Below are 26,633 nucleotides of genomic sequence, written 5' to 3' on the forward strand. Positions count from 1 at the left end.
TGTGCCTTGCGGATGCCCACGGTGTGGGTTTAGCCTCGAATTAACCCACGGTGTGGGTATCGGAGGGACGATGAGCTTCACCAGGATCGACACGCTCGACAACATGGACGTCGACGGTGGCCCCGGTGCGCGGCTGCGGGTCGTGCGTGAACGCGGCGAGGCGTTCCGGCGGGAGTTCACCACGACCGGCACGCCGGACGGCATCGTCACGCGCGACCTGGTGACGCTGCCGTATCCGACCCGGTTCGGCCTGTTCAGGGCATCGCGGGCGATCGCGCCGTTCCTGTCGATCACGAACCGGATGCTGGTGATCCGCTGGCACGACGACGGCCGCGAGCGCATCCTGCTGTTCGAGCCGAGCGACCACGAGTACGGCCGGTACACGCCGTACTTCGGGGACCTGTCAGGCCGGACGCCGGACGTGGTCGAACGGCGCATGGTCAAGGTCCACGGCACCGTGCCCGGCCACCTCGAACGGCTCGGGATCGCGCCGGAGAACGTCGACTACCTGATGTTCGACCACCTGCACACCCACGACCTGCGGCGCTGGATCGGTGCCACACCGTACTTCCCGAACGCCAAGGTGATCGTGCAACGCGACGAACTGGCGGCCCTGCGCGAACTGCACCCGCTGCAGAAGCCCTGGTACCAGCCGTCGACCTACCGGGACCTGTCCCCGGAGTCCTTCCTGCCGATCGACGGATCGGTCGTGCTGGGGCCGGGCGTCGCGGTGATCAAGACGCCGGGGCACGTGTTCGGCAGCAGGAGGTCGTGCTCAACGCGAACACCGTGGAGACCACCGCGGACCAGTACAACTCGATCATCCTGGAGAAGACGCTCGCCGACCGCAGCACGGCGGACTCGCGGTTCGTGCAGTTCTTCCCCTCCAGCGAACTCACCGGCGCCTGGACGAACCCCCGCACAACGCCCACGTTCAGCCACCGCGGTATCACGCACTGAGGGCTGTCCACAAAGGAGCATCATGTCCGACCGATTCACCCTGCCCGCCAAAGAGGTCCTGCAGGCGCGCGAGAAACTCGTCCTCGACCACTTCCGCGACGAGGTGGCGCACGACTGGGACGCCACGCTGTCGACGTTCCCGCATCCCCACTACGAGATCATCGCGCAGATGGTCGTCCACGACGGGGACGACGCGGTCCGGCGGTACTACACCGACACGCGGGTGGCGTTCCCCGACCAGCACCACGAGCTGATCTCGTTCCGGCACAGCGTCGACGCGGTGATCGTCGAGTTCTGGCTGCTCGGCACGCACCTCGGGCCGCTGGGCAAGATCCCGGCCACCGGCGGCAAGCACCGCACGCGGATGAACGCGTACTTCATCTTCGACGAGAACGAGAACCTCGTGACCGAGCGGATCTACTTCGACCAGCTGAGTGTGCTGAAGCAGGTGATCGGCGGGATCGATCGCAAGAAGCCGAGCGGGCTGCGGAAGTTGCTGCAGGTGTTGCGCGGCATGCTCGCGATGTCCGGCAGCCAGCCGGATCCGCGTCTCACCAACACGACGCCGCCGGCGTTCTAGAGCCGGATCAGCTTGCGTTCCACGGCGGTCGTCACGGCCGCCGTGCGGGTCTCGACGCCCAGCTTCGCGAAGATCCGCACCAGGTGCGTCTTCACGGTGGCCTCGCTGATGAACAGCGCCTTCGCGATCTCCCGGTTCGACATGCCCTTGGCGAGGTTCTCGAGGATCTGCACCTCGCGCTTGCTCAGTTTCGGCGCGGGGCCGCGGACCTGACGCAGCAACCGTTGCGCGATGTCCGGGGACAGCACGGTCTGACCGGTCGACGCCGTCCGCACGGCCTTGGCGAGCTCCTCGGGCACGCAGTCCTTGAGCAGGTAACCGATCGCGCCCGCTTCGACCGCACGCACGATGTCGGCGTCCGAGTCGTACGTCGTGAGCACCACGACCTGCGGCGGGTTCTCCAGCGCGCGGATCTTCCTGGTGGCCTCGACGCCGTCGATTCCCTTGCCCAGCTGAAGATCCATCAGCACCACGTCCACAGTGGACGCAAGCTGGACCGACTCCTCGCCGGTGGCCGCCTCCACCACCTCGAAGTCGCGCGACAGCAACCCGACGAGCCCGAACCGGACCACCGGGTGATCGTCGACCACCAGCACCCTCATGGCGTCGGCACCGTGACGGCCACAGCGGTCCCTTCCCCCGGCGCGCTTTCCACCGACACAGTGCCACCTAGTTCCGCGATGCGCCCGCGGATCGACGCCAGCCCGTACCCGCGGCCCTCCACCGGCGTGACACCCGCCGGGTCGAAGCCACGGCCGTCGTCGACGACGTCCAGCGTCACCGCGTCTCCCAGGTAGGACAACGTGATCGCGACTCGTGATGCCGCCGCGTGCTCGGAAGCGTTGGCCACGGCACCCTGCGCGACCCGCAGCAGCGCCACCTCGGTCTGCACGCTCAACGGATACGGCTCTCCGTCCACCTCGACGTGCGAGCACAACCGGTGCAGCGCGTCGACCAGCGTGCCGCGGATCGGCGACAGATCCCGCACGAACCGCCGCGCCTCGGCGAGGTTCTCCCGCGCGACCGAGGCGGCACGGTCCGTCTCGCCGAGCTCCAGGAGCAGGTTGATGCTGGAAAAGCCCTGCGCGAGCGTGTCGTGGATCTCGCGCGCGAGCCGTTGGCGTTCCTCCAGCACCCCGGCCTCGTGCAACAGCCGCGCGCGGTCGAAGAAAACCGCCGCCGTCAGCACCGCGACCCCGACCGGACCCAGCACCAGGGAGAAGTCGAACGTCGCCGCCAGCCGGATCTGCGCGAGCACCACCGCGAACGTCAGCACGGCCGCGATCGGCAGCGCCACCCGCGGCCTGAGCTGCCGCAGGCACTGGAAGAACAACGGGATCGCGCACCACCCGAAACTCGGCGCCAGCCACACCAGCACCAGCCACACGGCGAGCCCGGCCGGCAACGCCCGCGTCCACCGCACCCCGGCGGGATAGACGAGCCCCAGCGCGAGAGCCAGGCCCAGCACCACGACGTCGGCGCCGTGGTACGCGACGTACCGCGCCGCCGACGCCGTCAACAGCACGTAGAAGCCCGCGTGCATCGCCCGGTGCAGCCACACGTCGGCGACTGTAGGCGAACGCGCAGGTCGCGCGGGTCAACCGATGGGTTGAACCGAGGTTCAACCGTCACCACCAGGTTTCCCCGCGCGAATCACGACACCGTGGTGGCCATGGACATCAAGAAGATCGCAATCGCCACCCTCGCCGTGCTGACCATCGGCGGCGGCTACGCGGCGGCCGACCAGCACACCACCACCCGCACGGAGAAGGTGCTGACCATCGACGCGGCCGTCAAGGCAGCTCAAGCCACCCTCGACGCCGCGGAGAAGGAGAACCAGCGCGTCACGGTGGCCGTCGTCGACCGCAGCGGCGACCTCGTCGTGCTGCTGGCGGGCGACGGCGCCGGCCCGCAGACCGAGGAGTCCGCGCGGCGCAAGGCGTTCACCGCGGTGTCGTTCAACGCCCCGACCTCGGAGCTCGCCGGCCGCGTCACGGGTCAGGGCGCGACGCTGCGGGACATCCCCGGCACGTTGTTCCTGGGCGGTGGCGTGCCGGTGGCGGTCGACGGCACGCCGGTCGCGGGCATCGGCGTCGGCGGGGCGCCGAGCGGTGACCTGGACGAGAAGTACGCGAAGGCAGGTCTCGCGACCCTGAGGTGATGGTGACGGTGACCTGAAAGGCCTCCGTCACCGGCGCCAGTCGTTGGCGCGCGGGTCGGCGGCGCGGGGATCGGCGGCGCGGGGGTCGGTCGTGCTCCAGCCCGGAGCAGTCCACACAGGGGCATTTGCCCCAGGGGCGTTCACGGGACGTTGGGGCGCTGCGGCGGTGGGCCCGGCGGCGTAGGGCGCGGCAGCGTTGCGATCGGGTGTGTTCCGGTGCGAGGCGATGCGCACGGTGCCCTGCCGGTCGGAGGCGTCCTGTCCCTCGGCCTCCGGGTCGATGGCGTGCCGGGCCACGTGCCTGCCCGGCTGCGGCCGCTTGCCCATCAGCATCAGGACCACGGCCACGATCAGGCCGACGGTGGCGAGGCCGGCGGCGACGGCACGCGCGGCGGGGTGCTCCAGGATCAGCGTGCTGATCGTCAGGGCGAGCACGAGAGCGGCGATCGGGCCGATGACGGCGATGTCCGTGCGTTCGTCGCGGGGTTCGGCCGGCTCTGGCGGTTCGACCGCCTCGACCTCTTGCACCTGTTGCACCTGCTGGACCGGCGCGTACACCTCGATCGTCTCGAAGTTCCCGCGCTGTTCGTAGGGCGGGGGCCGCACGCCGGGAGGGACAGACACACCTGCATGCTGCCCGAGGAAGGCGCACCGCCGCAAACCTCGCGTTTCCCGTGCGGTACATGTTCCCATGTAGCGCTGGGTATAGGGAGGTTCGTCATGTGCCGGTGGCTCGCGTATTCCGGTTCGCCGGTGCTGTTGGAGGAACTGCTCTACGCGCCGGAGAACTCGCTCGTCATGCAGTCCAAGCACGCCCGGCTGGGTGCGACCGCGGTGAACGGCGACGGGTTCGGCATCGGCTGGTACGGCAGCACGAGCACGCCCGGCCTGTTCCTGAGCACCGAACCCGCGTGGAACGACCGCAACCTGCGGGAACTGTCCGCGCAGATCACCGTCGACCGGGTGTTCGCGCACGTGCGGGCGTCGACCGGCGGCGCGGTGCAGCGGTCGAACTGCCACCCGTTCCGCTGGAACAACTGGTTGTGGATGCACAACGGCCTGATCCCGAAGTACTCGCTGGTGCGGCGCGAGCTGATGCTGGCGATCGATCCCGTGGTGTTCCCGCTGATCGAGGGCTCGACGGACTCCGAGATCATGTTCTACCTCGCGGTCAGCTTCGGGCTGGAGCAGGACCCGCCCGCCGCTGTGGCGCGCATGGTCGAGTTCGTCGAGGACGTCGGCAGGCGCGCGGGCGTCGAATACCCGATCCAGATGACCGTGGCGACCACGGACGGCTCCACCACCTGGGCGTTCCGCTACTCGAGCCGCGGCAAGTCGCGGACCCTGTTCCACAGCACCGACGTGACGACGCTGCGCCGCCAGTACCCGGACAACCCCGCGCTGCACGACCTCGACGACGACTCGCGGCTCATCGTGTCCGAACCGCTGGGTGACCTGGTCGGGGCCTGGCAGGAGGTGCCGGAGTCCACCTGCGTTGTCGTCCGGCCGGGCGTGGAAGAGGAACTGCTGCCGTTCAAGCCATGAGCGAAACCGTGCGCCGAACCGGGGAATCGTCAGGCAACCGTCAGGTAGAGGCTGGATTTCGTCACTAGCGTCTGGTGCTGCCGCCGCCCACGGACCCCTCGGAGAGGTTCCTCATGCTCAGCACGGCAGCGGCAGCACTCATCGCCCTATCCGCCCTGACCCCGGCCGACGCGACCGAAGAACCAGCGGAAGTCGCCCCCGTTTTGGAGGTCGTGACCGTCAACGGCTCGGGATGCCCGGCCGGTGACGCCGACGTGACAACGGACGGCAGAACGTTCACAGTCGGCTACCACACGTTCCTGGCACGGGCGGGCGGCGGCTCGTCACCCCTCGACCAACGCAAGAACTGCCAGATCAACATCCGGGTGAACGTGCCGGAGGGCTACACCTACGGCCTCGCGCGGACGTCCTACGAGGGCTACACGCACCTCCAGGAAGGCGCGACCGGCCTGAACCGGATCAGCACCTACCTGCAGGGCACCTCACCCACCGCGACGGTGACCCACCCGTTCACCGGGCCGTTCAGCGACGACTGGCAGACCCACTACCGCCCGAACTCGACCGAGGTCCAGTGGTCGCCGTGCGGTTCGCCGCGCAACATCAACATCAACGCCGAGGTGCGCGTGACGCTGGGCTCGGCGGACCCGGACCGGCTGAACTTCGCGATCGTGGAGTCGAGCCGCGGCGCCGTGCGGGTCAGGCGCTGCTGACCTTCATCCTGGACCTGGTGGCCAGCACGATGAGCAGGCCGATCGCGACCCCACGTGTAGGCGTCGCCGTAGACGTGCTGCCACCAGGTCCACGTCATCTCCTTGTCCCCGGTGCTCGGCAGGTACGTGAAGGGCTGGACCAGGAACACCACCAGCAACGCGCCGAGCGTCACCCTCGCCCAGTTCCTGCGCACGAACCCAGCGCCACGACCTCGTTGGCCGCCTTGCGCGCCGCCACCACCGCCAGCGCCACCACGAGCACCGACAAACCCACCCACAGCAGCGTTTCCGCGTGCTCGCCCAGGTTGATCCGGTGCAGCACACCGCGCAGCGACTGGTTGGCCATGTACGCGAGGCCGCCGGCGCGACTCGGGTCGAGCAGCGCGTGGAACCAGTACTCGGCGGAATCCCCGGCGGCGAAGAGGAATCCGGCCAGCGCCAGCACGACGAAGGTCACCGCCGACGTGAGCGCGGCCCGGTAGTCCTTGCGCACCAGGAAGTACAGCAGGAAGATCAGCGGCGTCAGCTTGATCGCGGCGGCCAGACCGACCAGCACACCACACCACCGGGGATCGCGGACCGCCAGCACGTCCACCACCACGAGCGCCATCACCACCAGGTTGATCTGTCCGAAGAGGAACGTCGAGATCACCGGTTCCAGCGCCACAGCGGCGATCGCGACGGCCGGAGCCACGGTCCGCACGACGTTCGGCCGTTGCGTGGGCCTGCCCGTGACCAGCAGGCAGACCACTGACAGCGCCAGGAAACTGATGAGCACCACCAGCGCGTTCGCCACCCACACCGGCAGGAACGTGAGCCCGCCGAAGATCGGTCAAGCCGCTCATGACGCCGTGGTCGATCCTGCTGTTCCTCGGCGTGCATCTGCTGGTTCCGGTCATCTCCGGTGCTGTGGACGGTGTGATCCCCGGATTCGTGTCGGTGGTGCCGATCTAGGCGGTCGCGGTGGGGCTGATGCTGCCCGCGCTGCTGACGCCGGGGTGGGTGCCGCGGCTGCTGTCGGCTCGCCCGATGGTGTGGCTCGGTGAGCGGTCGTACTCGATCTACCTGGTGCAGTCGATCGCGCACTCCGTCGTGCTGCTGTCCGGCGCATCGGGCCTGGTCATGGCGTTGTCGACGTCGATCGTGGCGATCGGGATCGCCGACCTCAGAAAACTCTGGACCGGGACGCCTGGGGCGAGCTGTACGACCGGCACGCCCGTGACCTGCACCGCTGGCGCTGCGGGTGGACGCCGCGGCACCGCGCTCGGCGTGAGCGAGAACGAGACGACCGAGCAGATCGTCATCAACCGGTCGACCGGTGAGTACCTTCTGAGCCCAGGGCTTGTCACAGATCGGTGGCGTGTCCGGTCTGAACTGACATGAGCCACGAACACACGCACCAGCTGGACAACCCCGACAAGAGCGGCCCGCCGCCGAAGATCGACGTCATCGGCACCGTGCCGGGAGCACCGCAGATCCCGGACGGCGCCGAGGCCATGACCATCTTCGTGACGCTGCCGCCGAACAGCCCCGGCGCGCCGCCCCACCGGCACTCCGGGCCCGCCTACGGCTACGTCGTCAAGGGCGCCATCGTCTTCGAGCTCGAAGGTGAGCCGGAGCGGGTCGTGCACGCGGGCGGGACGTTCTGGGAGCCGGGCGGTGACGCCATCCACTACCAGGACGGCAACCATCTCAGTGACGAGGAATCCGCTTTCGTGGTCACGATGTTCTGCGCACCCGGCCAGCCGATGCTGACCGTGGTGGAGCCGGAGGAGCTGGAAGCGCGCAAGCACCTGCGGGCGCCGCGGCCGTGAAGACGTCGTTGACCGCGTTGGCGCACAACCACCTCGCGTTGGCACGTGACGCTTCGAGTGGCCGCAGTGCCGCGACCGTCCACGGCGGACACGACAAGGCGTTGCGGCAGACCGTGATGGCGCTGCGCCACGGCGAGCACCTGCACGAGCACGAACACCCCGGCGAGGTGACCGTGCAGGTGCTGCTCGGGCGGGTGCGGCTCGTCGCAGGTCCCTACCGGCAGGAGGCCGAGCCCGGCAACCTGCTGACGTTGCCGGAGAACAGGCATCGGGTGGAGGCGCTGGAGGACAGCGTCTTCCTCTTCACCACAGCACTGAGAATGCCGTGACAGTGCCGCCGTGAAACAGGGGCGGGCGCCCATCCCCGGTGCGCCCGCCACTCGCCGAACGTCACTCGACCAGCTTGCCCGCCGTGTCGACCTCCCTCATCAGCGACGCGATCTCGTCCGGCACCGCGGGGATCTCCTCCCGGTCGATCCAGCCGGGGCTGGCCCAGACCAGGTTCACCTGCTGCGCGGGATCGAGGTCCGGGAAGTCCGACCGGTTGTGACAGCCGCGGGTCTCGCGTCGTTCCAGGGCGCACTCGAGGGTCGCGCGGGCGGCGAGTGCCGAGGACTTCAGGTCGAAGGCGTGGGCCAGGTCCTGGTAGCCGGCGAGGTCGGGGTGCACGCCGACGTTGGCGATGCGTTCTTCCAGCTCGTCCAGCTCGGCGAGTCCCTTGCGCAGGCCCGTTTCGTCGCGCACGACGCCCGCGTGCTCGGTCATCGTGTTGCGGAGAGCCCGTTGCAGGGCGCGGACGTTCTCCGGTCCGTCGGCGTTCAGCAGGTCGTCCACCTCGGCGCGGGCCTCGCCGAGCACGATCCGCGAACGTCGTTGCGCGCTCAGGGAAGCCGAGTACTCGGCGGCCGCCTCGCCGACGATCCGGCCGTACACCAGCAGTTCGATGAGCGAGTTGCCGCCCAGCCGGTTCGCGCCGTGCAGGCCGCTGGACGCCTCGCCGATCGCGTAGAGGCCTTCCACTCCCGTCGAGTGGTCGGCGGGTGACACCCACACGCCGCCCATCGAGTAGTGCGCGGTCGGCGCGATCTCCATCGCCTCGCGGGTGATGTCCTTCATCTGCAGTTCGAGCAACGTCTGGTACACCCTGGGCAGCCGGCGCATGATCTGCTCGCGCGGCAGGTGCGACACGTCCAGCCACACGCCGCCGTTCGGGGTGCCGCGGCCTTCCTTGATCTCGGTGTACGCGGCCAGCGCCACCCTGTCCCGAGTGGACAGTTCCATCCGCTTGGCGTCGTAGCGGGCCATGAACCGCTCCCCCAGCGCGTTGGTGAGGATGCCGCCCTCGCCGCGCGCCGCCTCGGACACCAGGGTTCCGGCCGCGTTCTCCGGTTCGAGCAGGCCGGACGGGTGGAACTGGACCAGCTCGGGGTCGCGGATCCGGCCGCCCGCCTGCACGGCCAGCCGGAACGAGTCACCGGTGTTCTCGTCGCGGCGGCTCGACGTCCGCCGCCAGATCCGGGTGTGCCCGCCCGCCGCGAGGATCACCACGTCCGCGTGGAACACGTACCGCGTGCCGGTGTTGAGGTCGAACCCGTACGCGCCGAAAACCACGTTGTCCCGCACCAGGATCTGCGTGATGTAGCACGTGTCGTGGATCGGGATGTCGAGCTGCGTGGCCCGGTTCACCAGCGTGCGCTGGATCTCCAGCCCGGTGTAGTCGCCGGCGAACGACGTGCGGCGGAACGTGTGCGCGCCGAAGAACCGTTGCGAGATGCGGCCGTCCGCCTCGCGCGCGAACGGCATGCCCCAGCGTTCGAGGTCCTCGATGCCGCGCGGTCCCTGCTCCGCCACGACGCGGACGATGTCCGGATTGGCGAGCAGATAGCTCTCCTTGATGGTGTCCGCCGCGTGCTGCTGCCACGTGTCGTCGGCGTCCATGGTGCCGAGGGCCGCGTTGATGCCACCGGCGGCGAGCGCGGTGTGCGCGTCGGCCTTCGGGCGCTTGCCGACGACCAGCACGTCGACCCCGCGCTCCGCCAGCTCGATGGCGGCGCGCAGTCCCGCACCGCCGCTGCCGATCACCAGCACCGAAGTAGCAATCTGATGTTCTGTCATCGCGGCCTCCATTGCCCGTATCTCCATTAGTAGGACCAAATGGCGCCGGAATGTGTGACTGTTAGCCGCGACACTGGTGCCGTGGGTCACGGCACTAGGATCGGTGCTGTGTTCGTGAAGCTCTGCGGTCTCCGCACCGAGTCCGACGTCGCCGTCGCGATCGAAACCGGCGCCGACGCCGTCGGTTTCGTGCTGACCACCAGCCCCCGCCAGATCGACGTCGACCTGGCGAGCAGGCTCGTCGCGCAGGTGCCGGACCACGTCCTCACCGTCGCCGTTGTGCGCGGCATCACCGCCGCAGAAGCCGGTGAGATGGCGTTGAAGACGGGTGTGCGGGCGTTGCAGCTGCACGGCGACTACCCGAAGGAAGCGTTCGACGAACTGGCGGACCTGCCGTTCCAGTTGATCCGGGCGACCGCGCTGGGGCCGGACACCGATGTGCGCACTGGTGCGTTCGGCGAGGAACTGTTGCTGATCGACTCGCCGGTCGCCGGGTCCGGTGAGCAGTGGGACATCACGCGGCTCGACGAGAACCGGCCGGAAGGCAAATGGGTGCTGGCGGGCGGGCTGGCGCCGGAGACGGTCGCCGGGGCGATCAGCGTGGCGCGGCCGTGGGGCGTGGACGTGTCCAGCGGCATCGAGTCGAGCCGTGGCGTCAAGGATCACGGCCGGATGCGCGAGTTCGTGGCCGCCGCCCGCCGTTAGATCACGCGCGCCGCACCAGGGCGACGAACCTCGGCATGGTCCGGATGCCAAGCCGCCCGCCTCTGGTCAGGCGGCGGAACAGCCTGGAACGTCCTCGACCCGTTCGTAGACGGGCAGCCCGCGTTCGCGCGCGATCCGCACGTCCTCGTCCGCCCCGGTCGACTCGCCGGGCAGCCGCAGCACCGCGTCGCAGTGCCGCAGCAACCGTTCCGCGGTCGGGTACATGATCTCCGACGCGATCGGGTCCAGCGGCGACGAGCCGCCGGCGCCGCGCAGCACCGGCAGCGCCACCCACTCGCCGATCATCGGCACGTGGCCGCCGCGGAAGATCGGCCACGCCGCCTCCTCCAGCCGTTCGAGGTTGCGCGCCATCAGTGCGGGGTCGTCCCCGGTACCCGAGCGGTAGGGGCCTGCGATCAGAATCAGCATGCACTCGACCATAATGTGCAAGACTCGGCAAAAACAAGGAGAAACGTGCATGCTCGCCGCCCAACGTCGTGACCTGCTGCTCGAACGCCTGCGCAGTGACGGCCGGATCGTCGCCAAGGACCTCGCCGCCGAGGTCGGCCTCTCCGAGGACACGATCCGCCGTGACCTGCGGGATCTCGCGGCGGCGGGACTCTGCCAACGCGTGTACGGCGGCGCGCTGCCCGTGTCACCGGCGATCGCCGACTACACAACGCGGCAAAACGTGCAGATCGACGGCAAGCAGCGGGTCGCACGGGCAGCAGCGGCGTTGATCGAGCCCAACGCCACGGTGATCCTCGACGGCGGCACGACCACCCTCGCCGTCGTGCGTGCGCTACCGCTCGACCTGCACGCCACGGTTGTCACGCACAGTCCGACGATCGCGAGCGCGTTGGAGGAGCACGAGCACGTGGACGTCTATGTGATCGGCGGGCGGCTCTTCAAGCACTCGATGGTCGCGTGTGGAGCTGCCGCCGTGGAGGCCGCACGGGGCGTGCACGCCGATGTGTTCCTGCTCGGCGTCACGGGCGTGCACCCCGAAGCGGGCCTCACGACCGGTGACGCCGATGAGGCCGCGATGAAACGCGCGCTCGCCCACCAGGCCGCGGACACCTACGTGCTGGCCAGTTCGGAGAAGATCGGCACGGCGTCACGGTTCGGCGTGCTGCCGTTCAGCGATGTCGCCGGCGTGATCACGGACGCGGACAACGACATCGTCAAAGCGTTGGAAGTACCGGTGATCCACGCCTAGATCTGCAGGAAACCCTTGGGGGAACCGTAGGTGAGGCCGCACTGCGTCAGCGCCAGCACGCCGTGGCCCTCCACGTCGCCCTCGAAGTAGGTGGGATCGACCGACAACTCCTCGGCGACCTCGGTGGCCCAGATGTCGTCGAGGTCGTCGTTCTCGTCGCTCCAGTCGTGCGGCAGACCACGGCCGTCCTCGACGTCGAGTTCGCCGATCTGGTCCTCGGCGTTGAAGGCGTCGTAGTAGCGGACGATCTCGCCGTCTTCGGCGATGCACCACGCCGTCCAGCCGTCGCCGCAGCTCATGCCGTAGTAGTGCGCTTCGCCGAACACCTTGCTCAGCACCGCGCAGATCTCCGTCACGGGCCTCTCGGCGTGCGCGAACGGCTCGCCGAACACGAGCGTCCAGCCGTCCCACGCGCCCGTGACGTAGACCCTGGCGCACCGGACGTGCTCCTCGTCCTTGGCCCACGCGTGGTGGTCGTTGTTCCAGGCCGCGCCGCCGAGGATCTTGGTGACCGGCGTCGGGTCCTGCAGGCCGCACACGCCGAGCACGGCGTTCTGCTCCTCGGTCCGGATCGCGTACCAACCGCCGCAGAGGTGCATCTGCTCGCTGCCGTACATCTCTTCTTCGATCTTGAACCGGATGTACCGCTCGATCATCGCGCGGTCGTGCGCCGACATCGCGTCCGGTCCGGCGACCTCGACGATCCCCGCCAGCGCTCCCCTGCGCACCGCGCCCTTGGCCGTCCGGCGCGTTTCCTGCAGCAGCGGCAACACTTCCGGCCCCATGGTCCCGAACGCCCACAACGCTTCCTGCCGCACGTAGTGGTCCTCGTCCGCCAGCACGGGCAGCAGCTCGCGAGCGTGCCGCAATGCCTGCTCGCCGCGGAACATGCTCGCGGCCATCCTGCGCACCGTCGCGTGTGGATGCCGGGTCGCTTCGAGGTAGACCGCGTCGCCCGCGTTCAGCATGGTGAACGCCCGGCAGGCTGACCGGATGACCTGACCGTCGTCGGAGGTGGCGATCACGCCGGCTATTTCGTCGAACGACGTGACGCCGTGCTCGGCCACGAAGTCCCCGGCCTCGCGCCGGTTGTCCTCGTGCGTCATGCGGTCGAGCAGCGCCCGGATTTCCATGGCGCGGCACGATACTCGTTGCTCCATTGTGGACTTGCGGTTCAGCCGGACGGCCTACCCTTGACGCGTTGCCGTCCACTCGGCTTAGCTGCGGAAGGAGATGAGTACCTCAAAGTTGGCTGAGGAGCACGTCAAACCGGCAGTGCGGTGGGGAATCGGCCACGCGCTGCCACGGGCGGTGCTGCGCCTGGCAGCCCGGCGCGGCGACCTTCAGGGCCGCATCACCGTCGAGGCCTCCACCGGCGCCGACCTCACCGGCCTGTTCGACGAGATCCGCGCCCGCGGCCCGCTCGCCGTCACCAAGGTCGGCCACACCACCGCCCAGCACGCCGTGGTCAAGGAGGTGTTGACCAACGACGCCTTGGTCACCACCCGCCCGCGGTACGGCGCCGGCATTCTCGGCAAGCTCGCCGCGTGGTCCGCCACTCAGGTGATGCATCCCGTGCAGCCACCGTCGTTGCTGGTCACCGAACCGCCGGCGCACACCCGCTACCGCAAGCTCGTGACCCGCGTGTTCACCGCCCGCGCGGTAGAACAGCTGCGCGACCGCACCCAGCAGATCGCCGACGAGCTGCTCGACGGCCTCGACCCGGACAACCCGGTCGACCTGATCGAGACCTACTGCGGACTCCTGCCGGTCACCGTCATCAGCGAGATCCTCGGCGTCCCACCCCAGGAACGCGCGACAGTCCTGGCCCTCGGCGCGGCCGCCGCCCCGAGCCTCGACCTGGGCCTGTCGTGGCGCGTCTTCCGCAACGTCGAAACGACGCTCACCTCGTTCGACGCCTGGCTCACCCGCCACCTCGACGCCCTGCGCGCCAACCCCGGCGACAACCTGCTCAGCCGCCTGATCACCGCCCGCGAGGACGGCGTGGGACTCACCGAACGCGAACTCAAGGCCACCGCGGGCCTCGTGCTCGCGGCCGGGTTCGAGACCACCGTCAACCTCCTCGGCAACGGCATCGCGCTGCTCACGAAGAACCCGGCCCAGCTCGACACGGTTCGACAGCAGCCAGAACTGTGGGGCAACGCCGTCGACGAGGTCCTCCGCGTCGACCCGCCGGTCCTGATGACGGGCCGCATGTGCGTCGCCGACACCACGATCGCCGGCCTCCCGGTGCGCCGCGGCCAGCTCGTCACCACCGTTCTCGCGGCGGCCAACCGCGACCCGTCGATCTTCGAGAATCCCGATGCCTTCGACGTCACCCGCCCGAACGCCCGCGACCACGTGTCGTTCGGCGCCGGCCGCCACTACTGCCTGGGCGCCCAGCTCGCCAGGATGGAGGGCGAGATCGGCCTGCGCACGATCTTCAGCCGCTTCCCCGGCCTGAGCCCGCTGCCCGGCGCCCGCCGCCGCCCCACCCGCATCCTGCGCGGCTTCGAACGCCTGCCCACCAGCCTCACCAAGCTCAGCGGGTGACCGCGGAGCGCACGTGGGTCACGGCAGAAGACGTTCAGCGCATCTCGTCGCAGTCATTTCCCGTACGTGACAACGGATCTGCCACGCCGAACAACTGGCGACACCCGACAGCTAACTGGCCGATCGACCGGTCAGGCTTGAACCCTCGTTGCCCCTGCCTGTTAGGCCGTAGGGGTGATTTCCGACTGGGCCACGCGGTTCGTCGGGCAACGATTCTGTCACGGCCATAACGCGGGGTCACGGGGCTGCGATCCAGGGTCGAACGCTGTCGGGGAAGACAGACCGGAGGCCGCGGACATGCAGCGAAGACCAGAGCTGATCCTGCTCGCGGTGCTGACCGGACTGCTCGCCGTCGTGGGCGTCCTGATCGGTGTCGCGCCGTTCCTCGACTTCAGCGCGCCGTCCATCCAGAACGTTCACCGCTTCGAGGTGCTCGACACGCAGTTCGCGTTCGACGTCAACGCCGCCGAAACCCTGTTGCAGGGCCTCAAGGAGCCCGCGCGGCAGGCCTACTGGAGATTCGAGCTGCTCGACTTCCTGTTCATGGCCCTGTACACGGTCGTGCTCGCCATGGCGATCCGCGCGCTGACCGAGCCTCCGAACGTTCTCCAGAAGGTTCGGAAACTGGCGCTGCTGCCGGTGATCGCCGGCGCATCGGACGCGGTGGAGGACATCGCGATCCTGATCGCACTCGATTCCCCGGACCCGTCCCGTGCCGCGCTGGTCACCGCCCACGGGGCCGGGATCCTCAAGTACGTGTTCCTCGCCATCGCGGTCGGCGCGCTGGTGGTCCTGGCAGGCATACGACTGTGGCGGAGCAAACCGGTGAGGTACCACAAGGGAGAGAGCGTCGAGCAGACCTACTTCTCACTCCGGCTGGCATTGACGCTGATCGTCGTGATGCTCCTGATCGCGCTGGCGATCCAGGGCGTGCAGGAGTGGTGCGCGATGCACTCCATCAGCGCCTTCTACTACTCGCCGCTGCAGCCGATGTTCGTCGGCGTGCTCGTGGCGATCGGCATCTGCCTCGTCGTCTACCAGGGCACGACCTACCAGGAGAACCTCCTTCTCGACATCGCCGGCTTCATGGCGTTCATCGTCGCCTTCGTCCCCACGGCGGACCCCGTCTACAAAGACACGACCATCTCCGTCTGCCTGAACAAGGGTTACGTCGGGCTCGGTGTCGAGCAGTCGTTCCTGGTGTGGAGGAACGTCCTGCCGTTGCTCCTGGTCGCGTTCGTGGCCACGTTCATCGCGTTCATCGTTCGCCTCAAGAAGGACAAGTCCGCACCTCGCCCCCGCCTGGAGGTGTGGCGCATCGGTGCGGGCCTGGGCGCGCAGCTCGTCGTCCTCGCCGCCCTGTGGTCCCTCAACGGCCAGTTCGTGGAGAGGGCGCACGGGATCGCGGCGACCACGTTGTTCGTCTGCATCATCGCCGTCGTGGTGATCAACCACATCGACCGCAAGGACGACTCGACCGTGACGAAGCGGAAGAACGTCTACGGCTGGGTGGCGGCCGTCATGGCACTCACCCTGATCGTCTGCGTGGTCGCCAACCTCACCGTCAAGAGCCCCCACCTGATCCTCATCATCGAGACCCTTCTGATCGCGGAGTTCGCGGCGTACTGGGCGATCCAGACCAAGGACCTGCGCGGCCACACCGTCCGCTCCGAGAAGTCCGGGGAGCAGGGCTAGGCCGGACCCGCGACCAGATCCGCGAGGTCGTCGAACCGCACCACCAGCACCGCACCCACCGTCCCGACGACCACCGCCAGCGACACAGCCGCAGGCCCGGCCTCGACATCCGCGGCCCCCGCGGAGATCAGGCCCAGCAAGGCGACCCCGAGCAGCGAGGCGTTGCGCACGACGTGCCGGCGCGTCAACGTGGTGCGGGTGCGTCCGAAGCACCGGCACACCGCACCGGATCCTCGGGCCACCGCGCGCCACACCGCCGCGGTCAGCACGCCGAACAGGCCGGCCGCCAGCACCAGGCCGACGACGGCGAACCAGCGTCCGGCGAGCACGGATCCGAGCAGCACCAGGGCGATCACGAACTCCGCCACGACCGTCGCGACGGCGAAGAAGGACGTCCAGCGCGCCGGGATCCCGAACGCGGGCACCGTCGCGACGAAGTCCGCGTAGTCCGTCCCGCCGCGCACCTTGCTGAGTGCGGAGACCAGCAGCACAAGTCCACAAAGGGCTGAAGCGACCACGCTCAGCACCATCGAAGTCACCTCCGGCCGATCGGGCGGACCACCACGCCGATCAGCGCGTCCGCGGGGAGATAGCCCAGCCGGCGGGAGTCGTTGCTGCGCGCCAGGTTGTCGCCGAGCACCAGCAGGCTGTCCACCGGCACACGTGGGCCGGGCACAGGGATCCGCGGCGGTACGGGATCGCCCGGTACCGCCACCGCGCGCTTCACCATGCGGCCGCCCGTGGGGTCGTCCGGCGCGGCGCCATCGACCCGCACCACCACGACCTGGCCCGCGCGGACGCGGTTCAGCCGGGCGCGGCGAACGAGCAGCCGGTCGCCGGAGGTATAGGTCGGTTCCATGCTCACGCCGTGGACCGTCACCACCAGCAAACGGTTGCGCAGCACTAGGATCCACGCCGCCAGCGCGACGATCACGATCGCCGTCAGCACCCATGTCATCTGGTCACCACCTCGTCATAGCCCGAAGCTTGCAGGCGGAAAAGCCGCGCGTAGTCGCCGTCGAGCGACAGGAGTTCGTCGTGCGTGCCGAGCTCCGTGACCTGGCCACCCGTGAGCACCGCGATCACGCCCGCGTCGCGGACCGCGCCGAGGCGGTGGGAGATCAGCACGCTCGTCGCCTCGCCGCGGTGCCGGCGCAGGCTGTTGTGCACTTCGTGCTCGGCTTGTGCGTCCAGGCCGGAGCTCGGTTCGTCCAGGATCATCAGGTCCCTGCGGTCGCGCAGGAACGCCCGGGCCAGCGCAAGTCGCTGCCACTGGCCACCCGAGAGCAGCACGCCGGTCTCCGGGTCCTCGCGGTCGGACTCGTCGAAGAACATGCGGGACAGCAACGTGTCGTAGCCGCGAGGCAGAGCCGTCACCACGTCGTGGGCGCCCGCGCGTTGTGCGGCCGCCACCACACGGACACGATCGTCCATTGAGGACACATCGCCCAGGCCGATGTTCTCGGCGGCGCTGAGGTCGTAGCGCATGTAGTCCTGGAATACAGCGCCGACGCGGGCGCGCAGCTCCTCGGGCGCGAACGAGCGCAGGTCGACGCCGTCCCACAGGATCGCGCCGCGGCTGGGGTCGTAGAAGCGGCACAGCAGCTTGACGATCGTCGACTTTCCCGCGCCGTTCAGGCCGACCAGGGCGAGTGAACGGCCGTGCGGGATGGTCAGGTTCACGCCGCACAACACCCACGGCTGGTCCTCGGCGTAGCGGAACCACACGTCGCGCAGCTCGATTCCCCGGTGCAGCGGCGGAACCGCCGAAGGAGCAACGGCGAGAGGCAGGTCCGGTGGTTGTGACTCGATCTCCTGGTAGTGGTGGAACAACAACACCGAGTGGTGCGCGGAGGCGAGATTGTGCACCAGACCCTGCGACGCGCCCTGCACCCCGGCGACGGCGGCCACGAACATCGCGACGTCACCGATCGACAGCGATCCCGCGGCGGCGAGCCACACCGACCAGACCAGCCCGGCGGCCGACACCAGCGCGGTCAGACCGGCGAGCAGGCCGCGGACGCGCGCGTCGCGGCGGTCCTGGCCCTCCACGACGGCGTGCGCGGCGGTCAGTTCCACGAGCATGCGGCGCCGGAACAGGTCGCCGAGGCCGAGCAGCCGCAGTTCCTTCGCGGCGTCGAGGCTCGACAGCAGTTCCGCGTAGAACACCTCGCGCCGCTCGGCCGGGGTGATCGACCACAGCACCTCTGCCCTGGCCCGGCTGAGCCGCAGGTGAGCGATCAACGCCGGGATGGCCGCGAGCAGCACGACCACGGCCATGCCTGCGTCGAGCACGAGCAACGTCGCCAGGAACCCGCCTGTCGTCACCGCCGCCTGCACCGCGCCCAGCCCGTCGTCGACGAGCTGGCCGGGGCCGCTGCGGCCGGTCTGCTGCGCCAGCTGGAGCTTGTCGCGGAACCGCGGGTCCTCCATCCGCGCCAGGCCGGTGAGGCGGCCCATGGCCTGGTAGAGGCGGTCCATCGTCAGCACCGCGACGGCACGGTCCAGCCGTTGCTTGAGGTACTCCGACGCCACCGGGAGCAGGCCGCTGACCAGGCCCGTCACCGCCAGCGCGACCGCCCACGGCACCAGCGTCGCCCAGCCGCCACCAGCCGCCAGGCCGTCCAGCAGGACCTTGGTGCACCACGCCGCCGCGAGCGGCACCACACCGGCGAGCAGGCAGAGCAGCGCGTACAGAGGTGTGCCCGCCGGCGCGGCCGCCCGAGTCAGGCGGAAAGCGCCGACCAGGAGCGACAGCACCCGGCGGGCGCCGAGATCGGTGGTCACCGGGACGCGGGAACCGGCAGCGCGGACATCTCCCAGCCGCTCGCCACCACCGTGGAGTCGTCGTCGACCAGGCACACCGCCGGGTAACCGGTGGTGCCGAACGCGGTGTGCAGCGGGCCGCCCATCTCCTCGACGACGACCTCGGCGACCTCGCCGAGGCGCACGACCAGGTCGGCGACCTCGTCGGGATCTCCGGCCGCGATCGCGATCACCTTGCCGCGGTGACCGGTCGCGTACTCGATGAACTGGGGCACGCGTTCCTTGCACGGCTCGCAGTTCGGCGAGAAGAAGCCGACCAGCGCGCCCGAAACGTCCACAGCGTCCGCAGCGTCCGCAGCGTCCACAGCGGACAGTGAGATCGCGGAACCGGCCGGCGCCATGATGTCCGGTTCGGTCGCCGCCTGTTTCTCCCGCAGGTCGCGCAGCGCCTCGTTCTGCTCGCGCAACCGCCGGATGATGCCGAAGCTCAGCAGCAGGTCCAGCACGCACAGGATTCCGACGACCACGACCGCGGCGGTCAGCACTGACATGGCAAGTCTCCGAAGCTAGAGGGGAACGGGAGCCGTGAGTGGCGGGACGCGCCCGCCACTCACGGCGTCAGATCACGCGCCGCAGATCCGGAAGGCGGTGCAGGGACCACAGGTGACCCGGCAGGCGCCGTTGTACGAACAGCGCTGGCGGAAGTCACTGCGCTCACGGCAGTAGCAGTGCTTGTAGAACGGGTCCGGCGGGCAGGCCGCACCCACGTCGACCTTGGCCACGAACACGCCGAGCAGCTTGTCGCTGAGCAGTTCCAACGTCTTGCGCATGTGTCGCGCTCCCTCACTTCCTCCACGCCGGGTGGCGTCGATGGCGCCAACGTAGAAACGGCAGGTACACGGAGAGGGCCAGCGCGCGTACACGGCCGCGTGTATGCCGTGTCGGCGGTGTGTCAGCGGCCACAGCCAGGATCGGCGGCGTGTCAGTCGAGTTCAGGGTTCTCGGGAGGATCGAGGTGCGCGCCCGCGGCACGAGCGTCGCGCTGGGCTCGCTCAAACAACGCCTCCTGCTCGCCACGTTGCTGCTCAACCCCGGCCGGACGGTGCCGATCCGCAGGCTGGTCCGCGCGCTGTGGGCCGACGAGCCGCCGATGTCCGCGGTGGCGAACCTGCGCACCTACGCCAACCGCCTGCGCCAGGTGCTGCCCGGCGGTGGGCAGCGCATCGTCGGACGGCAGGCGGGCTACGAGCTCACGTTGCGGCCGGGCGAACTGGACCTGCACCTGTTCACCGAACGCACCGACGCGGGCCGGGTGGCGTTGTCCCGCGGTGATCACGCCACCGCCGCACGGCACCTCGGCGAGGCGCTCTCCACGTGCCGGGGCGCGGTGCTGGAGGACCTGGCCGGCTGCGCCGCGCTGGCCGCGTCCATCGCGCCGGTCGAGGAGCTGCGGCTGGCGGTGTCCGAGGACCACTTCGACGCCCGGCTGGGACTCGGTGAGCACCACGAGCTGATCGCTCCACTGCGCGAGTTCGTCTCCGATCACCCGTTGCGGGAACGGCCGCGGGCGCACCTGCTGACCGCGCTGTACCGCGCGGGTGACCTGGCCGGAGCCCTCGCCGTCTACACCGACTACCGCAGGGTGATCGCCGACCGGCTCGGCCTGGAGCCCTCGCCGAAGCTCGTCGAACTGCACCAGGCCGTGCTGGACCGCGACCCGAAGCTGACCGCCGCCGTCGCCGTGCGCGCCTCCTCGGTGCCCGCGCCCAGAGAGCTCCCGGCGCCCTGCCGGTCGTTCTCCGGCCGCGGATCCGAGGTGGCGCGGCTGCAGGCCTTGCTCGCCAGGGACGCGCCCGCCGTAGCCGTGGTGCACGGACCGTGCGGCGTCGGCAAGAGCGCGCTGGCCTTGGAGGCCGCACATCGCGCCGCCCCGGTGTTCCCCGACGGCCAGCTCTACGTCGACCTCCGTCAGGCGACGCGCGTCCCGCACCGGCTGCTGCGGCACCTCGGCGTCTCCGAGGTGCCGCACGCGGTGGACGAGGCGGCCGCGCTGCTGCGGTCCCGGCTGGCGGACCGCGCGGTGCTCATGGTGCTCGACGGAGCAACCGACCCCGCACCGTTGCGCGACCTGCTGCCCGCGACCGGCCCGTGCGCGGTGCTGATCACCAGCCGGGCCCCGCTCCTGCTGGACGGCGCGGAACACCTCCGGCTCGGCCCGCTGTCCGACGCGGACGGCCTCGAACTGCTGACCCGGCTGGCACCGAGAGCGGAGTCCGAACCCTCCGCCGCGGGCCAGATCGTCCAGTGCTGCCACGGGATTCCGCTCGCGCTGCACATCGCCGGCACGATCCTCGCGCACCGCCCGGCGCGCCCGCTGTCGTGGCTCGCCCGCCGGCTGGCACCGCGGCAGCGCAGGCTGGACGAGCTGAGCTTCGGCGGCGAGTCGGTGCGCGCGGCGTGCGCCACCGCCTTCAGCGCCGTCACCGACCCGCTGACGGCCGCGGCGTTCCGGCTCCTCGGCGGGCACGAGCTGTGCGACGTCACCGCCGCGGCGACCCTGCTGGGCGCGGACGTGCTGGAGACCGAGGCGGCGCTGGACCGGCTGGTCGACCTCGGTCTCGCGGAGTGGGGCGACGGCGACACCTACCGGTTGCCGGGGCTGATGCGCCTGTTCGCCGCCGGCCAGGGCCCGGTCGCGCACGCCGTGGTGTTCCGGTAACCCGCTGGTGAGGCCACCCGGCCACGGATGGCCGGTCGGGTGGCCTGGCTCCCGGTCCTGGCGCGACGCCATGATCAGGTCACCGCAACCGAGGGGGAGTTCCATGACGAGCCGATTCCGCACCGCGCGACAACGCGGGGCCTGCCTGATCGCCGCCCTGACCGCCGCGACGACGTTGTCGAGCCCGCAGGCGAAGGCCGCCGAGTCGCCGCCCCAGTTCACCGACGGGTTCGGTCTGGTGGTGACGAGCCAGCCGAGGTGGGTCGACGACAACCACCGCACGTTCGTCTTCAGCGTCTCCACGAACCAGGTGCCCACGCCGACGCTGCTGCCCGGCCAGGAACCCGGCAGGCACGCCATCGTCGTCACGCTGCCCGAGGACTACGACACCGCGACCCGCTACCCGGTGCAGTACTACCTGCACGGCCACCCCGACCGGCCCGACGCGCAGTGGGGGCAGCGCGTCGTCGAGAAGGCGACCGCGGGCGTGCCGCTGATCACCGTGCAGCCCAACGGAAGCGGGCGCGGCTGGTACTCGAACTGGGTCAATCCCGGCGCCACCGGGCCGCAGAACTGGGAGACGTTCCACCTGGAGCAGGTGATCCCGTTCGTCGACGCGAACCTGCGCACCGTCGCGACCAGGGCCGGCCGCGCGATCGTCGGACATTCGATGGGCGGCTTCGGGGCGTTGCACTACGCCGAGCACCGGCCCGACCTGTTCAGCTACGCCGGCAGCTTCTCCGGCGGCCTCGACCTGCGCAACTCCGAGGTGCGCGCGGCGGTGGTGGCCAGTGAGGTCAACCCCGGTTCCGGCAGCCCGGCCGTGGGCGTCGACGCGATCTTCGGACCGCCGGTCTGGCCGTTCGACGGCGTGTGGAACGCGCAGAGCCCGGCCCACCACGTCGGGTCGCTGCGGGGCATGGGCGTCGCCCTGTACACCGGCAACGGCGGCGACCTGACCGTCAACCCGATCCAGGCGGTGCTCGAGCACCGGGCCAGGGAGACGAACCTGGTGACCGCCGCGAACCTCACCGCCGCGGGCATCCCGTTCCACTTCTCCGACTACGGCGACGGCAGCGGGTGGGCGCCGGGCTGCACCGGCAAGCACGCGGACGAGGCGTGCGTGCAGGCGGACATGAACCACTTCGTCCGATTGGTCATGCAACACGCCTGACGTGCGACGTTCGGCGTGAGCCGAACGGGGCATTTCTGGAACGGCGCGTCCCGAATCCGTCCTGACCTCCTCTAATGCGTTTAACGGGCCCCTGCACCCGCGCGACTTGCGTGGGCATCGCCCGCTAGGGAGTTTTGGAGGAATCGTGTTCCTGGGTTCACGAGCACGCCTGCGCACCGCGGTCATCGCCGCGGCCGTGGGCGCCGGTGTGCTGACGGCGGCCACCCCCGCCGCAGCGGCACCTGCCGCAGGTACGCGCGCATATCTGGTCATCACCGCGCCCGGCGACACCGCCGCGGCGAAGACGGCGGTGGGCAGCAACGCCGGCACGGTGTTCAGCAGCTACGACGCGATCGGTGTCATCGTCGCCCACTCGGGTGCCGCAGACTTCGCGACCAAGATGCGAACCGTCGCGGGCGTGCAGAAGGTGGGAGCGTCGCGCACGTCGGACGTCCCCGCCGCGGCGGCCAACCCGGCGATCCCCGCCGCGAAGGCCCAGACGCCGACCACCACGACGGAGACGTCGCGGTCGGACATGACCCAGATCGGCGCCGACCGGGCGTGGGCGGTCAACCCCGGCTCGCCGAACGTGACGGTCGGAGTTCTGGACACCGGGGTCGACGACCTGCACTCGGACCTCCAGCCGAACTTCGACAAGGCCAACTCGGCGTCGTGCGCCTACGGCAAGCTCGACACCCGCGACGGTTCGTGGCGGGACGTCGACACCCACGGCACGCACGTCGCCGGCACGATCGCGGGCGCCAAGAACGGCCGCGGCATGGTCGGCGTGGCGCCGGGCGTGAAGATCGCCTCGGTGCGCATCGCGGAGCCGGGCACCACGCTGTTCTTCCCGGAGAACACCATCTGCGCCATGGTCTTCGCCGGTGACCGCGGGTTCGAGGTGACCAACAACAGCTACTACACCGACCCGTGGCTGTTCAACTGCCCGGACAACGCCGACCAGGACGCCATCCTGGAGGGCGTGAAGCGGGCCGTGGCCTACGCCGAGGGCAAGGGCGTGCTGAACGTCGCCGCGGCGGGCAACGAGAACTACAACCTCGCGAACAAGACCCGCGACACGGCCAGCCCCAACGACTCCACCCCGGTGCAGCGCAACATCACCAACGCGTGCCTGAGCGTGCCGACCGAGGTCTCCGGGGTCGTCACCGTCGCGTCGATCACCTCGGGCAACGGCAAGTCGTCGTTCTCCAACTACGGCACCGACAAGATCCACGTCGCCGCACCAGGTGACGCCGTCTACTCGACCGCCCCCGGCGGCGGCTTCAGCAGCAAGTCGGGCACGTCGATGGCCTCCCCGCACGTCGCGGGCGTGGCAGCACTGCTGAAGTCGACCAACGCCACGGCCACCCCGGCCCAGCTGCGTCAGCTGCTCGCCACCCAGGCGGACGACCTGAGCTGCACGGACAGCCGGTGCAGCGGCACCACGGCCAAGAACAACTTCTTCGGCGAGGGCCGCGTCGACGCGTTCGCCGCGGTCGACACCGGCACCCCTCCCGGCGGCGGCTCGTTCGAGAACACCGCCGACGTCGCCATCCCGGACGCCGGCGCGGCCGTGACCAGCCCGATCACGGTCTCCGGCATCACCGGCAACGCCCCGGCGACGTTGAAGGTCGACGTCAACATCGTGCATACCTACCGCGGTGACCTGGTCATCGACCTGATCGCCCCGGACGGCACGGCGTACCGGCTCAAGGCCTCCAGCAACGACTCCGCCGACAACATCGTGACGACCTACACGGTCAACGCGTCCAGCGAGGTCGCGAACGGCGTCTGGAACCTCAAGGTCCAGGACGTCGCAGGTCAGGACACCGGTTACATCAACTCCTGGAAGCTGACCTTCTAGGAGCGACACCTGATCGGCCGCCCGATCTGGGCGGCCGATCAGGCTTAGAGTGCGGAAATGCTCGATACCCGCCAGCTAGAGGTGTTCGCGACCGTGGCCAGGACCGGGTCGTTCAGCGCCGCCGCGCGGGAGTTGCACTGCACCCAGCCGGCGATCAGCCAGCAGATGCGCGCGCTGGAACGGCAGATCGGCGGCCCGTTGTTCGTCCGCACCGGCCGCGGGCTGCACCTCACCGAGGCCGGCCGCATCCTCGCCGAACGCGGCACCGCGTTGCTGGACGAGCTGGCGGCGACCCACCAGCAGATCAGTGCGATCGCGACGCACGACATCGGCACCATCCGGATCTGCGCGTTCCCCAGCGCGACCGTCTCGCTCGTGCCGGCCGCGGCCGCGATCCTGGCCGAGGAACGTCCCCACCTGCGGCTCGAGCTCGTCGAGGAAGAACCGCCCGACTCGTTCGGGCTGCTCCGGCGCGGTGCGGCCGACCTGCTGATCAGCTTCAGCTACGAGGGTGAGCCGCAGGACGAGGCCGCCGTCGCCGGAATGCTGCACGTGCCGCTGTTGCGCGAACCGATGGCGTTGCTCGTGCCCGTCGGCCACCGGCTAGCCGGCCGCGAGCGGGTGTCGCTGGCCGAGACCGAGAACGAACGCTGGATCGCGGGCTGTCCGCGCTGCCGGCACGCGCTCGACCAGGCCTGCGCCGACGCCGGTTTCACGCCCGACATCACCTGTTCCACCGACGACAACCTGGCCATCCAGAGCCTGGTCAGTGCCGGGCTGGGGGTCGCGCTCGTGCCGCGGCTGGTGCTGTCGTTCCTGCGGCATCCCGGCCTGACCACTGTCGACGTGGAGGCCTGCGCGCACCGGCAGACCGCGCTGTACACGTGGCCGGACCTGATCCGGCTGCCGATCGTGCGCGCCACGGTGGACGCGTTGATCACCGCGGCCCAACGGAACGTATAACGGCGCCTTATGACCCACCAAGCAATGGCCATCTTCTGCGCATAGCTCAGCCCGGTCATGGTTGCGGGTATGGGCAGCATCAGGACGACTGCGCACGCGACCGACTCACCGGTACCCGGCCTGACGCTGGTCGGCGGCGGTGTCGTCGTCGCGATGATCGTCGCCTGGCTGGTGCCGTCGGTCAGCGCGCTGACGGCCGCGGTGCTGCTCGGAGCCGTGGTGGCCAACGTCGTGACGCTCCCGTCGTCGCTCACCCCCGGCATCAAGCTCGCCGGACGGCGGCTGCTGCGGGTCGGCATCGTGCTGCTCGGGCTGAAGCTGGTCTTCCGGGACGTGCTGGCGCTCGGCTACGAGGTGCTGGTGCTCGCGATGGTCGCCGTGGTGGTGACGTTCGTCGTGACCCGCTGGCTCGGACGGAAGCTGGGCGTCGGTGAAGGCCTGTCGCTGCTGATCGCCACCGGGTTCTCGATCTGCGGCGCGTCCGCCGTGGCCGCGATGAACGGCGTGCGCGAGCAGGACGAGGAGGACGTCGCCAGGGCGCTCGGGCTCGTCACGCTCTTCGGCACCGTAGCGATGTTCAGCCTGCCGGCGCTGTACCCGTTCACCGGCCTGTCCCCCGCCGCGTACGGCGTGTGGGCGGGCGGCAGCGTGCACGAGGTGGCCCAGGTGGTCGCCGCCGCCGGACCGGTCACCGGAGCGCTCGCCATCGCGGTCGCGGTGAAGCTGACCAGGGTCGTGCTGCTGGCCCCGATGCTCGCCGCGGTGAGCATCGCCGAACGCCGCAGGTTCCCGTCCGCCGGCAAGCGCCCGCCGATCGTGCCGTTGTTCGTCGTCGGATTCCTGGTCGCGGCGGCCGTGCGCGCCACCGATCTCCTCCCGGACGTCGTGCTGTCGGCCGCGACGTTCGTGGACAACCTGTTGCTGGCCGCCGGCATGTTCGCGCTCGGCACGGCCGTGCGCCTGCGTTCCCTCATCCGTTCCGGTCTGCCCGCGCTGACGCTGGGCCTGCTGTCCACCGTCCTGATCGCCGCGGTCGCGCTGACCGGAGCCTTGTTGATCATGTGATTCACGTCGTGAGCGAAGGAGTCAC

28 protein-coding genes are annotated in these 26,633 nt (G+C 69.9%); 16 read left to right on the plus strand and 12 right to left on the minus strand.

The window, feature by feature from the left end; all coding sequences use genetic code 11:
• Positions 1 to 70: 70 nt before the first annotated feature.
• Entirely contained in the window at positions 71 to 1,540 is a 1,470-nt protein-coding gene (locus tag ACWGE0_RS30990; protein ID WP_452264442.1) for an ester cyclase, read from the plus strand.
• On the opposite strand, the gene ACWGE0_RS30995 is transcribed toward ACWGE0_RS30990, so the two are convergent.
• Complete coding sequence (locus tag ACWGE0_RS30995) at positions 1,537 to 2,142, minus strand: response regulator (RefSeq protein WP_452264443.1); 606 nt, start codon at positions 2,140 to 2,142, stop codon at positions 1,537 to 1,539. The genes ACWGE0_RS30990 and ACWGE0_RS30995 overlap by 4 nt on opposite strands.
• Positions 2,139 to 3,101 carry a sensor histidine kinase gene (locus ACWGE0_RS31000; RefSeq protein WP_452264444.1) on the minus strand — a complete coding sequence of 321 codons (963 nt, stop codon included), beginning with the start codon at positions 3,099 to 3,101 and terminating at the stop codon, positions 2,139 to 2,141. The genes ACWGE0_RS30995 and ACWGE0_RS31000 overlap by 4 nt, the downstream gene beginning before the upstream one ends.
• A 111-nt stretch (positions 3,102 to 3,212) precedes the next feature.
• On the opposite strand from ACWGE0_RS31000, the gene ACWGE0_RS31005 reads away from it, so the two are divergent.
• Positions 3,213 to 3,701, plus strand: a complete 489-nt coding sequence (locus tag ACWGE0_RS31005; protein WP_452264445.1) for a GlcG/HbpS family heme-binding protein — start codon at positions 3,213 to 3,215, stop codon at positions 3,699 to 3,701.
• A 27-nt stretch (positions 3,702 to 3,728) separates the two neighbouring features.
• Here the strand turns inward: ACWGE0_RS31005 and ACWGE0_RS31010 are convergent, their stop codons facing one another.
• Positions 3,729 to 4,325 (minus strand): hypothetical protein, encoded by a 597-nt coding sequence (locus ACWGE0_RS31010; protein WP_452264446.1) that lies wholly within the window; start codon positions 4,323 to 4,325, stop codon positions 3,729 to 3,731.
• Positions 4,326 to 4,421: 96 nt separating this feature from the next.
• Here ACWGE0_RS31010 and ACWGE0_RS31015 point away from each other — a divergent pair, with 96 nt between their 5' ends.
• Together ACWGE0_RS31015 and ACWGE0_RS31020 are read left to right on the plus strand one after the other, a co-directional pair.
• Positions 4,422 to 5,246 (plus strand): class II glutamine amidotransferase, encoded by an 825-nt coding sequence (locus ACWGE0_RS31015; protein WP_452264447.1) that lies wholly within the window; start codon positions 4,422 to 4,424, stop codon positions 5,244 to 5,246.
• A gap of 113 nt (positions 5,247 to 5,359) precedes the next feature.
• Entirely contained in the window at positions 5,360 to 5,956 is a 597-nt protein-coding gene (locus ACWGE0_RS31020) for a DUF4360 domain-containing protein (RefSeq protein ID WP_452264448.1), read from the plus strand.
• A 169-nt stretch (positions 5,957 to 6,125) separates the two neighbouring features.
• Here the strand turns inward: ACWGE0_RS31020 and ACWGE0_RS31025 are convergent, their stop codons facing one another.
• Positions 6,126 to 6,785, minus strand: a complete 660-nt coding sequence (locus ACWGE0_RS31025) for a glycosyltransferase family 87 protein (protein ID WP_452264524.1) — start codon at positions 6,783 to 6,785, stop codon at positions 6,126 to 6,128.
• 143 nt (positions 6,786 to 6,928) lie between these two features.
• Here ACWGE0_RS31025 and ACWGE0_RS31030 point away from each other — a divergent pair, with 143 nt between their 5' ends.
• From ACWGE0_RS31030 to ACWGE0_RS31040, 3 genes are read left to right on the plus strand one after another with little or no spacing between them, the layout of a single operon-like run.
• Positions 6,929 to 7,339, plus strand: coding sequence for a hypothetical protein (locus ACWGE0_RS31030; protein WP_452264449.1), 411 nt, complete (start codon positions 6,929 to 6,931; stop codon positions 7,337 to 7,339).
• The gene (locus ACWGE0_RS31035; RefSeq protein WP_452264450.1) at positions 7,336 to 7,770 is read left to right on the plus strand and encodes a cupin domain-containing protein; all 435 of its coding nucleotides are present in this window, start codon (positions 7,336 to 7,338) and stop codon (positions 7,768 to 7,770) included. The genes ACWGE0_RS31030 and ACWGE0_RS31035 overlap by 4 nt, the downstream gene beginning before the upstream one ends.
• A complete protein-coding gene (locus tag ACWGE0_RS31040; protein ID WP_452264451.1) occupies positions 7,767 to 8,099 on the plus strand; it encodes a LuxR family transcriptional regulator in 333 nt (110 codons plus the stop codon). Before ACWGE0_RS31035 ends, ACWGE0_RS31040 begins: the two co-directional genes overlap by 4 nt.
• Before the next feature lie 61 nt (positions 8,100 to 8,160).
• Here the strand turns inward: ACWGE0_RS31040 and ACWGE0_RS31045 are convergent, their stop codons facing one another.
• The gene (locus ACWGE0_RS31045) at positions 8,161 to 9,885 is read right to left on the minus strand and encodes an L-aspartate oxidase (protein WP_452264452.1); all 1,725 of its coding nucleotides are present in this window, start codon (positions 9,883 to 9,885) and stop codon (positions 8,161 to 8,163) included.
• 108 nt (positions 9,886 to 9,993) lie between these two features.
• Here ACWGE0_RS31045 and ACWGE0_RS31050 point away from each other — a divergent pair, with 108 nt between their 5' ends.
• A complete protein-coding gene (locus ACWGE0_RS31050) occupies positions 9,994 to 10,590 on the plus strand; it encodes a phosphoribosylanthranilate isomerase (protein WP_452264453.1) in 597 nt (198 codons plus the stop codon).
• 66 nt (positions 10,591 to 10,656) lie between these two features.
• On the opposite strand, the gene ACWGE0_RS31055 is transcribed toward ACWGE0_RS31050, so the two are convergent.
• Positions 10,657 to 11,019 carry a DUF4406 domain-containing protein gene (locus ACWGE0_RS31055; RefSeq protein ID WP_452264454.1) on the minus strand — a complete coding sequence of 121 codons (363 nt, stop codon included), beginning with the start codon at positions 11,017 to 11,019 and terminating at the stop codon, positions 10,657 to 10,659.
• Between the two features lie 49 nt (positions 11,020 to 11,068).
• On the opposite strand from ACWGE0_RS31055, the gene ACWGE0_RS31060 reads away from it, so the two are divergent.
• Positions 11,069 to 11,809 carry a DeoR/GlpR family DNA-binding transcription regulator gene (locus tag ACWGE0_RS31060; protein WP_452264455.1) on the plus strand — a complete coding sequence of 247 codons (741 nt, stop codon included), beginning with the start codon at positions 11,069 to 11,071 and terminating at the stop codon, positions 11,807 to 11,809.
• Here the strand turns inward: ACWGE0_RS31060 and ACWGE0_RS31065 are convergent.
• Positions 11,806 to 12,942, minus strand: a complete 1,137-nt coding sequence (locus ACWGE0_RS31065) for a HEAT repeat domain-containing protein (protein ID WP_452264456.1) — start codon at positions 12,940 to 12,942, stop codon at positions 11,806 to 11,808. The two genes, ACWGE0_RS31060 and ACWGE0_RS31065, sit on opposite strands and share 4 nt — an antisense overlap.
• A 100-nt stretch (positions 12,943 to 13,042) precedes the next feature.
• Here ACWGE0_RS31065 and ACWGE0_RS31070 point away from each other — a divergent pair, with 100 nt between their 5' ends.
• Together ACWGE0_RS31070 and ACWGE0_RS31075 are read left to right on the plus strand one after the other, a co-directional pair.
• Positions 13,043 to 14,362, plus strand: coding sequence for a cytochrome P450 (locus ACWGE0_RS31070; RefSeq protein ID WP_452264457.1), 1,320 nt, complete (start codon positions 13,043 to 13,045; stop codon positions 14,360 to 14,362).
• A gap of 297 nt (positions 14,363 to 14,659) precedes the next feature.
• Positions 14,660 to 16,057, plus strand: a complete 1,398-nt coding sequence (locus ACWGE0_RS31075; protein WP_452264458.1) for a hypothetical protein — start codon at positions 14,660 to 14,662, stop codon at positions 16,055 to 16,057.
• Here the strand turns inward: ACWGE0_RS31075 and ACWGE0_RS31080 are convergent.
• The 5 genes from ACWGE0_RS31080 to ACWGE0_RS31100 form a co-directional block, all read right to left on the minus strand.
• Positions 16,054 to 16,587 (minus strand): MauE/DoxX family redox-associated membrane protein, encoded by a 534-nt coding sequence (locus ACWGE0_RS31080; protein WP_452264459.1) that lies wholly within the window; start codon positions 16,585 to 16,587, stop codon positions 16,054 to 16,056. The genes ACWGE0_RS31075 and ACWGE0_RS31080 overlap by 4 nt on opposite strands.
• 5 nt (positions 16,588 to 16,592) lie before the next feature.
• On the minus strand, positions 16,593 to 17,015 hold the full coding sequence (locus tag ACWGE0_RS31085) for a S26 family signal peptidase (protein ID WP_452264460.1): 423 nt from the start codon (positions 17,013 to 17,015) through the stop codon (positions 16,593 to 16,595).
• A complete protein-coding gene (locus ACWGE0_RS31090; RefSeq protein WP_452264461.1) occupies positions 17,012 to 18,844 on the minus strand; it encodes an ABC transporter ATP-binding protein in 1,833 nt (610 codons plus the stop codon). The genes ACWGE0_RS31085 and ACWGE0_RS31090 overlap by 4 nt, the downstream gene beginning before the upstream one ends.
• Positions 18,841 to 19,374 carry a TlpA family protein disulfide reductase gene (locus ACWGE0_RS31095; RefSeq protein WP_452264462.1) on the minus strand — a complete coding sequence of 178 codons (534 nt, stop codon included), beginning with the start codon at positions 19,372 to 19,374 and terminating at the stop codon, positions 18,841 to 18,843. Before ACWGE0_RS31095 ends, ACWGE0_RS31090 begins: the two co-directional genes overlap by 4 nt.
• A 72-nt stretch (positions 19,375 to 19,446) precedes the next feature.
• Entirely contained in the window at positions 19,447 to 19,653 is a 207-nt protein-coding gene (locus tag ACWGE0_RS31100) for a hypothetical protein (protein ID WP_452264463.1), read from the minus strand.
• A gap of 149 nt (positions 19,654 to 19,802) precedes the next feature.
• On the opposite strand from ACWGE0_RS31100, the gene ACWGE0_RS31105 reads away from it, so the two are divergent.
• The 5 genes from ACWGE0_RS31105 to ACWGE0_RS31125 all read left to right on the plus strand — a co-directional run bounded on the left by ACWGE0_RS31105 (position 19,803) and on the right by ACWGE0_RS31125 (position 26,608).
• The gene (locus ACWGE0_RS31105; protein ID WP_452264464.1) at positions 19,803 to 21,542 is read left to right on the plus strand and encodes a BTAD domain-containing putative transcriptional regulator; all 1,740 of its coding nucleotides are present in this window, start codon (positions 19,803 to 19,805) and stop codon (positions 21,540 to 21,542) included.
• Between the two features lie 103 nt (positions 21,543 to 21,645).
• Positions 21,646 to 22,716 carry an alpha/beta hydrolase gene (locus ACWGE0_RS31110; RefSeq protein ID WP_452264465.1) on the plus strand — a complete coding sequence of 357 codons (1,071 nt, stop codon included), beginning with the start codon at positions 21,646 to 21,648 and terminating at the stop codon, positions 22,714 to 22,716.
• Positions 22,717 to 22,861: 145 nt separating this feature from the next.
• On the plus strand, positions 22,862 to 24,580 hold the full coding sequence (locus ACWGE0_RS31115; protein WP_452264466.1) for a S8 family peptidase: 1,719 nt from the start codon (positions 22,862 to 22,864) through the stop codon (positions 24,578 to 24,580).
• Positions 24,581 to 24,637: 57 nt separating this feature from the next.
• Positions 24,638 to 25,543 (plus strand): LysR family transcriptional regulator, encoded by a 906-nt coding sequence (locus ACWGE0_RS31120; RefSeq protein WP_452264467.1) that lies wholly within the window; start codon positions 24,638 to 24,640, stop codon positions 25,541 to 25,543.
• 69 nt (positions 25,544 to 25,612) lie between these two features.
• On the plus strand, positions 25,613 to 26,608 hold the full coding sequence (locus ACWGE0_RS31125; protein ID WP_452264468.1) for a YeiH family protein: 996 nt from the start codon (positions 25,613 to 25,615) through the stop codon (positions 26,606 to 26,608).
• Positions 26,609 to 26,633 lie beyond the last annotated feature (25 nt).

It is taken from the genome of Lentzea sp. NPDC054927, from assembly GCF_053610285.1.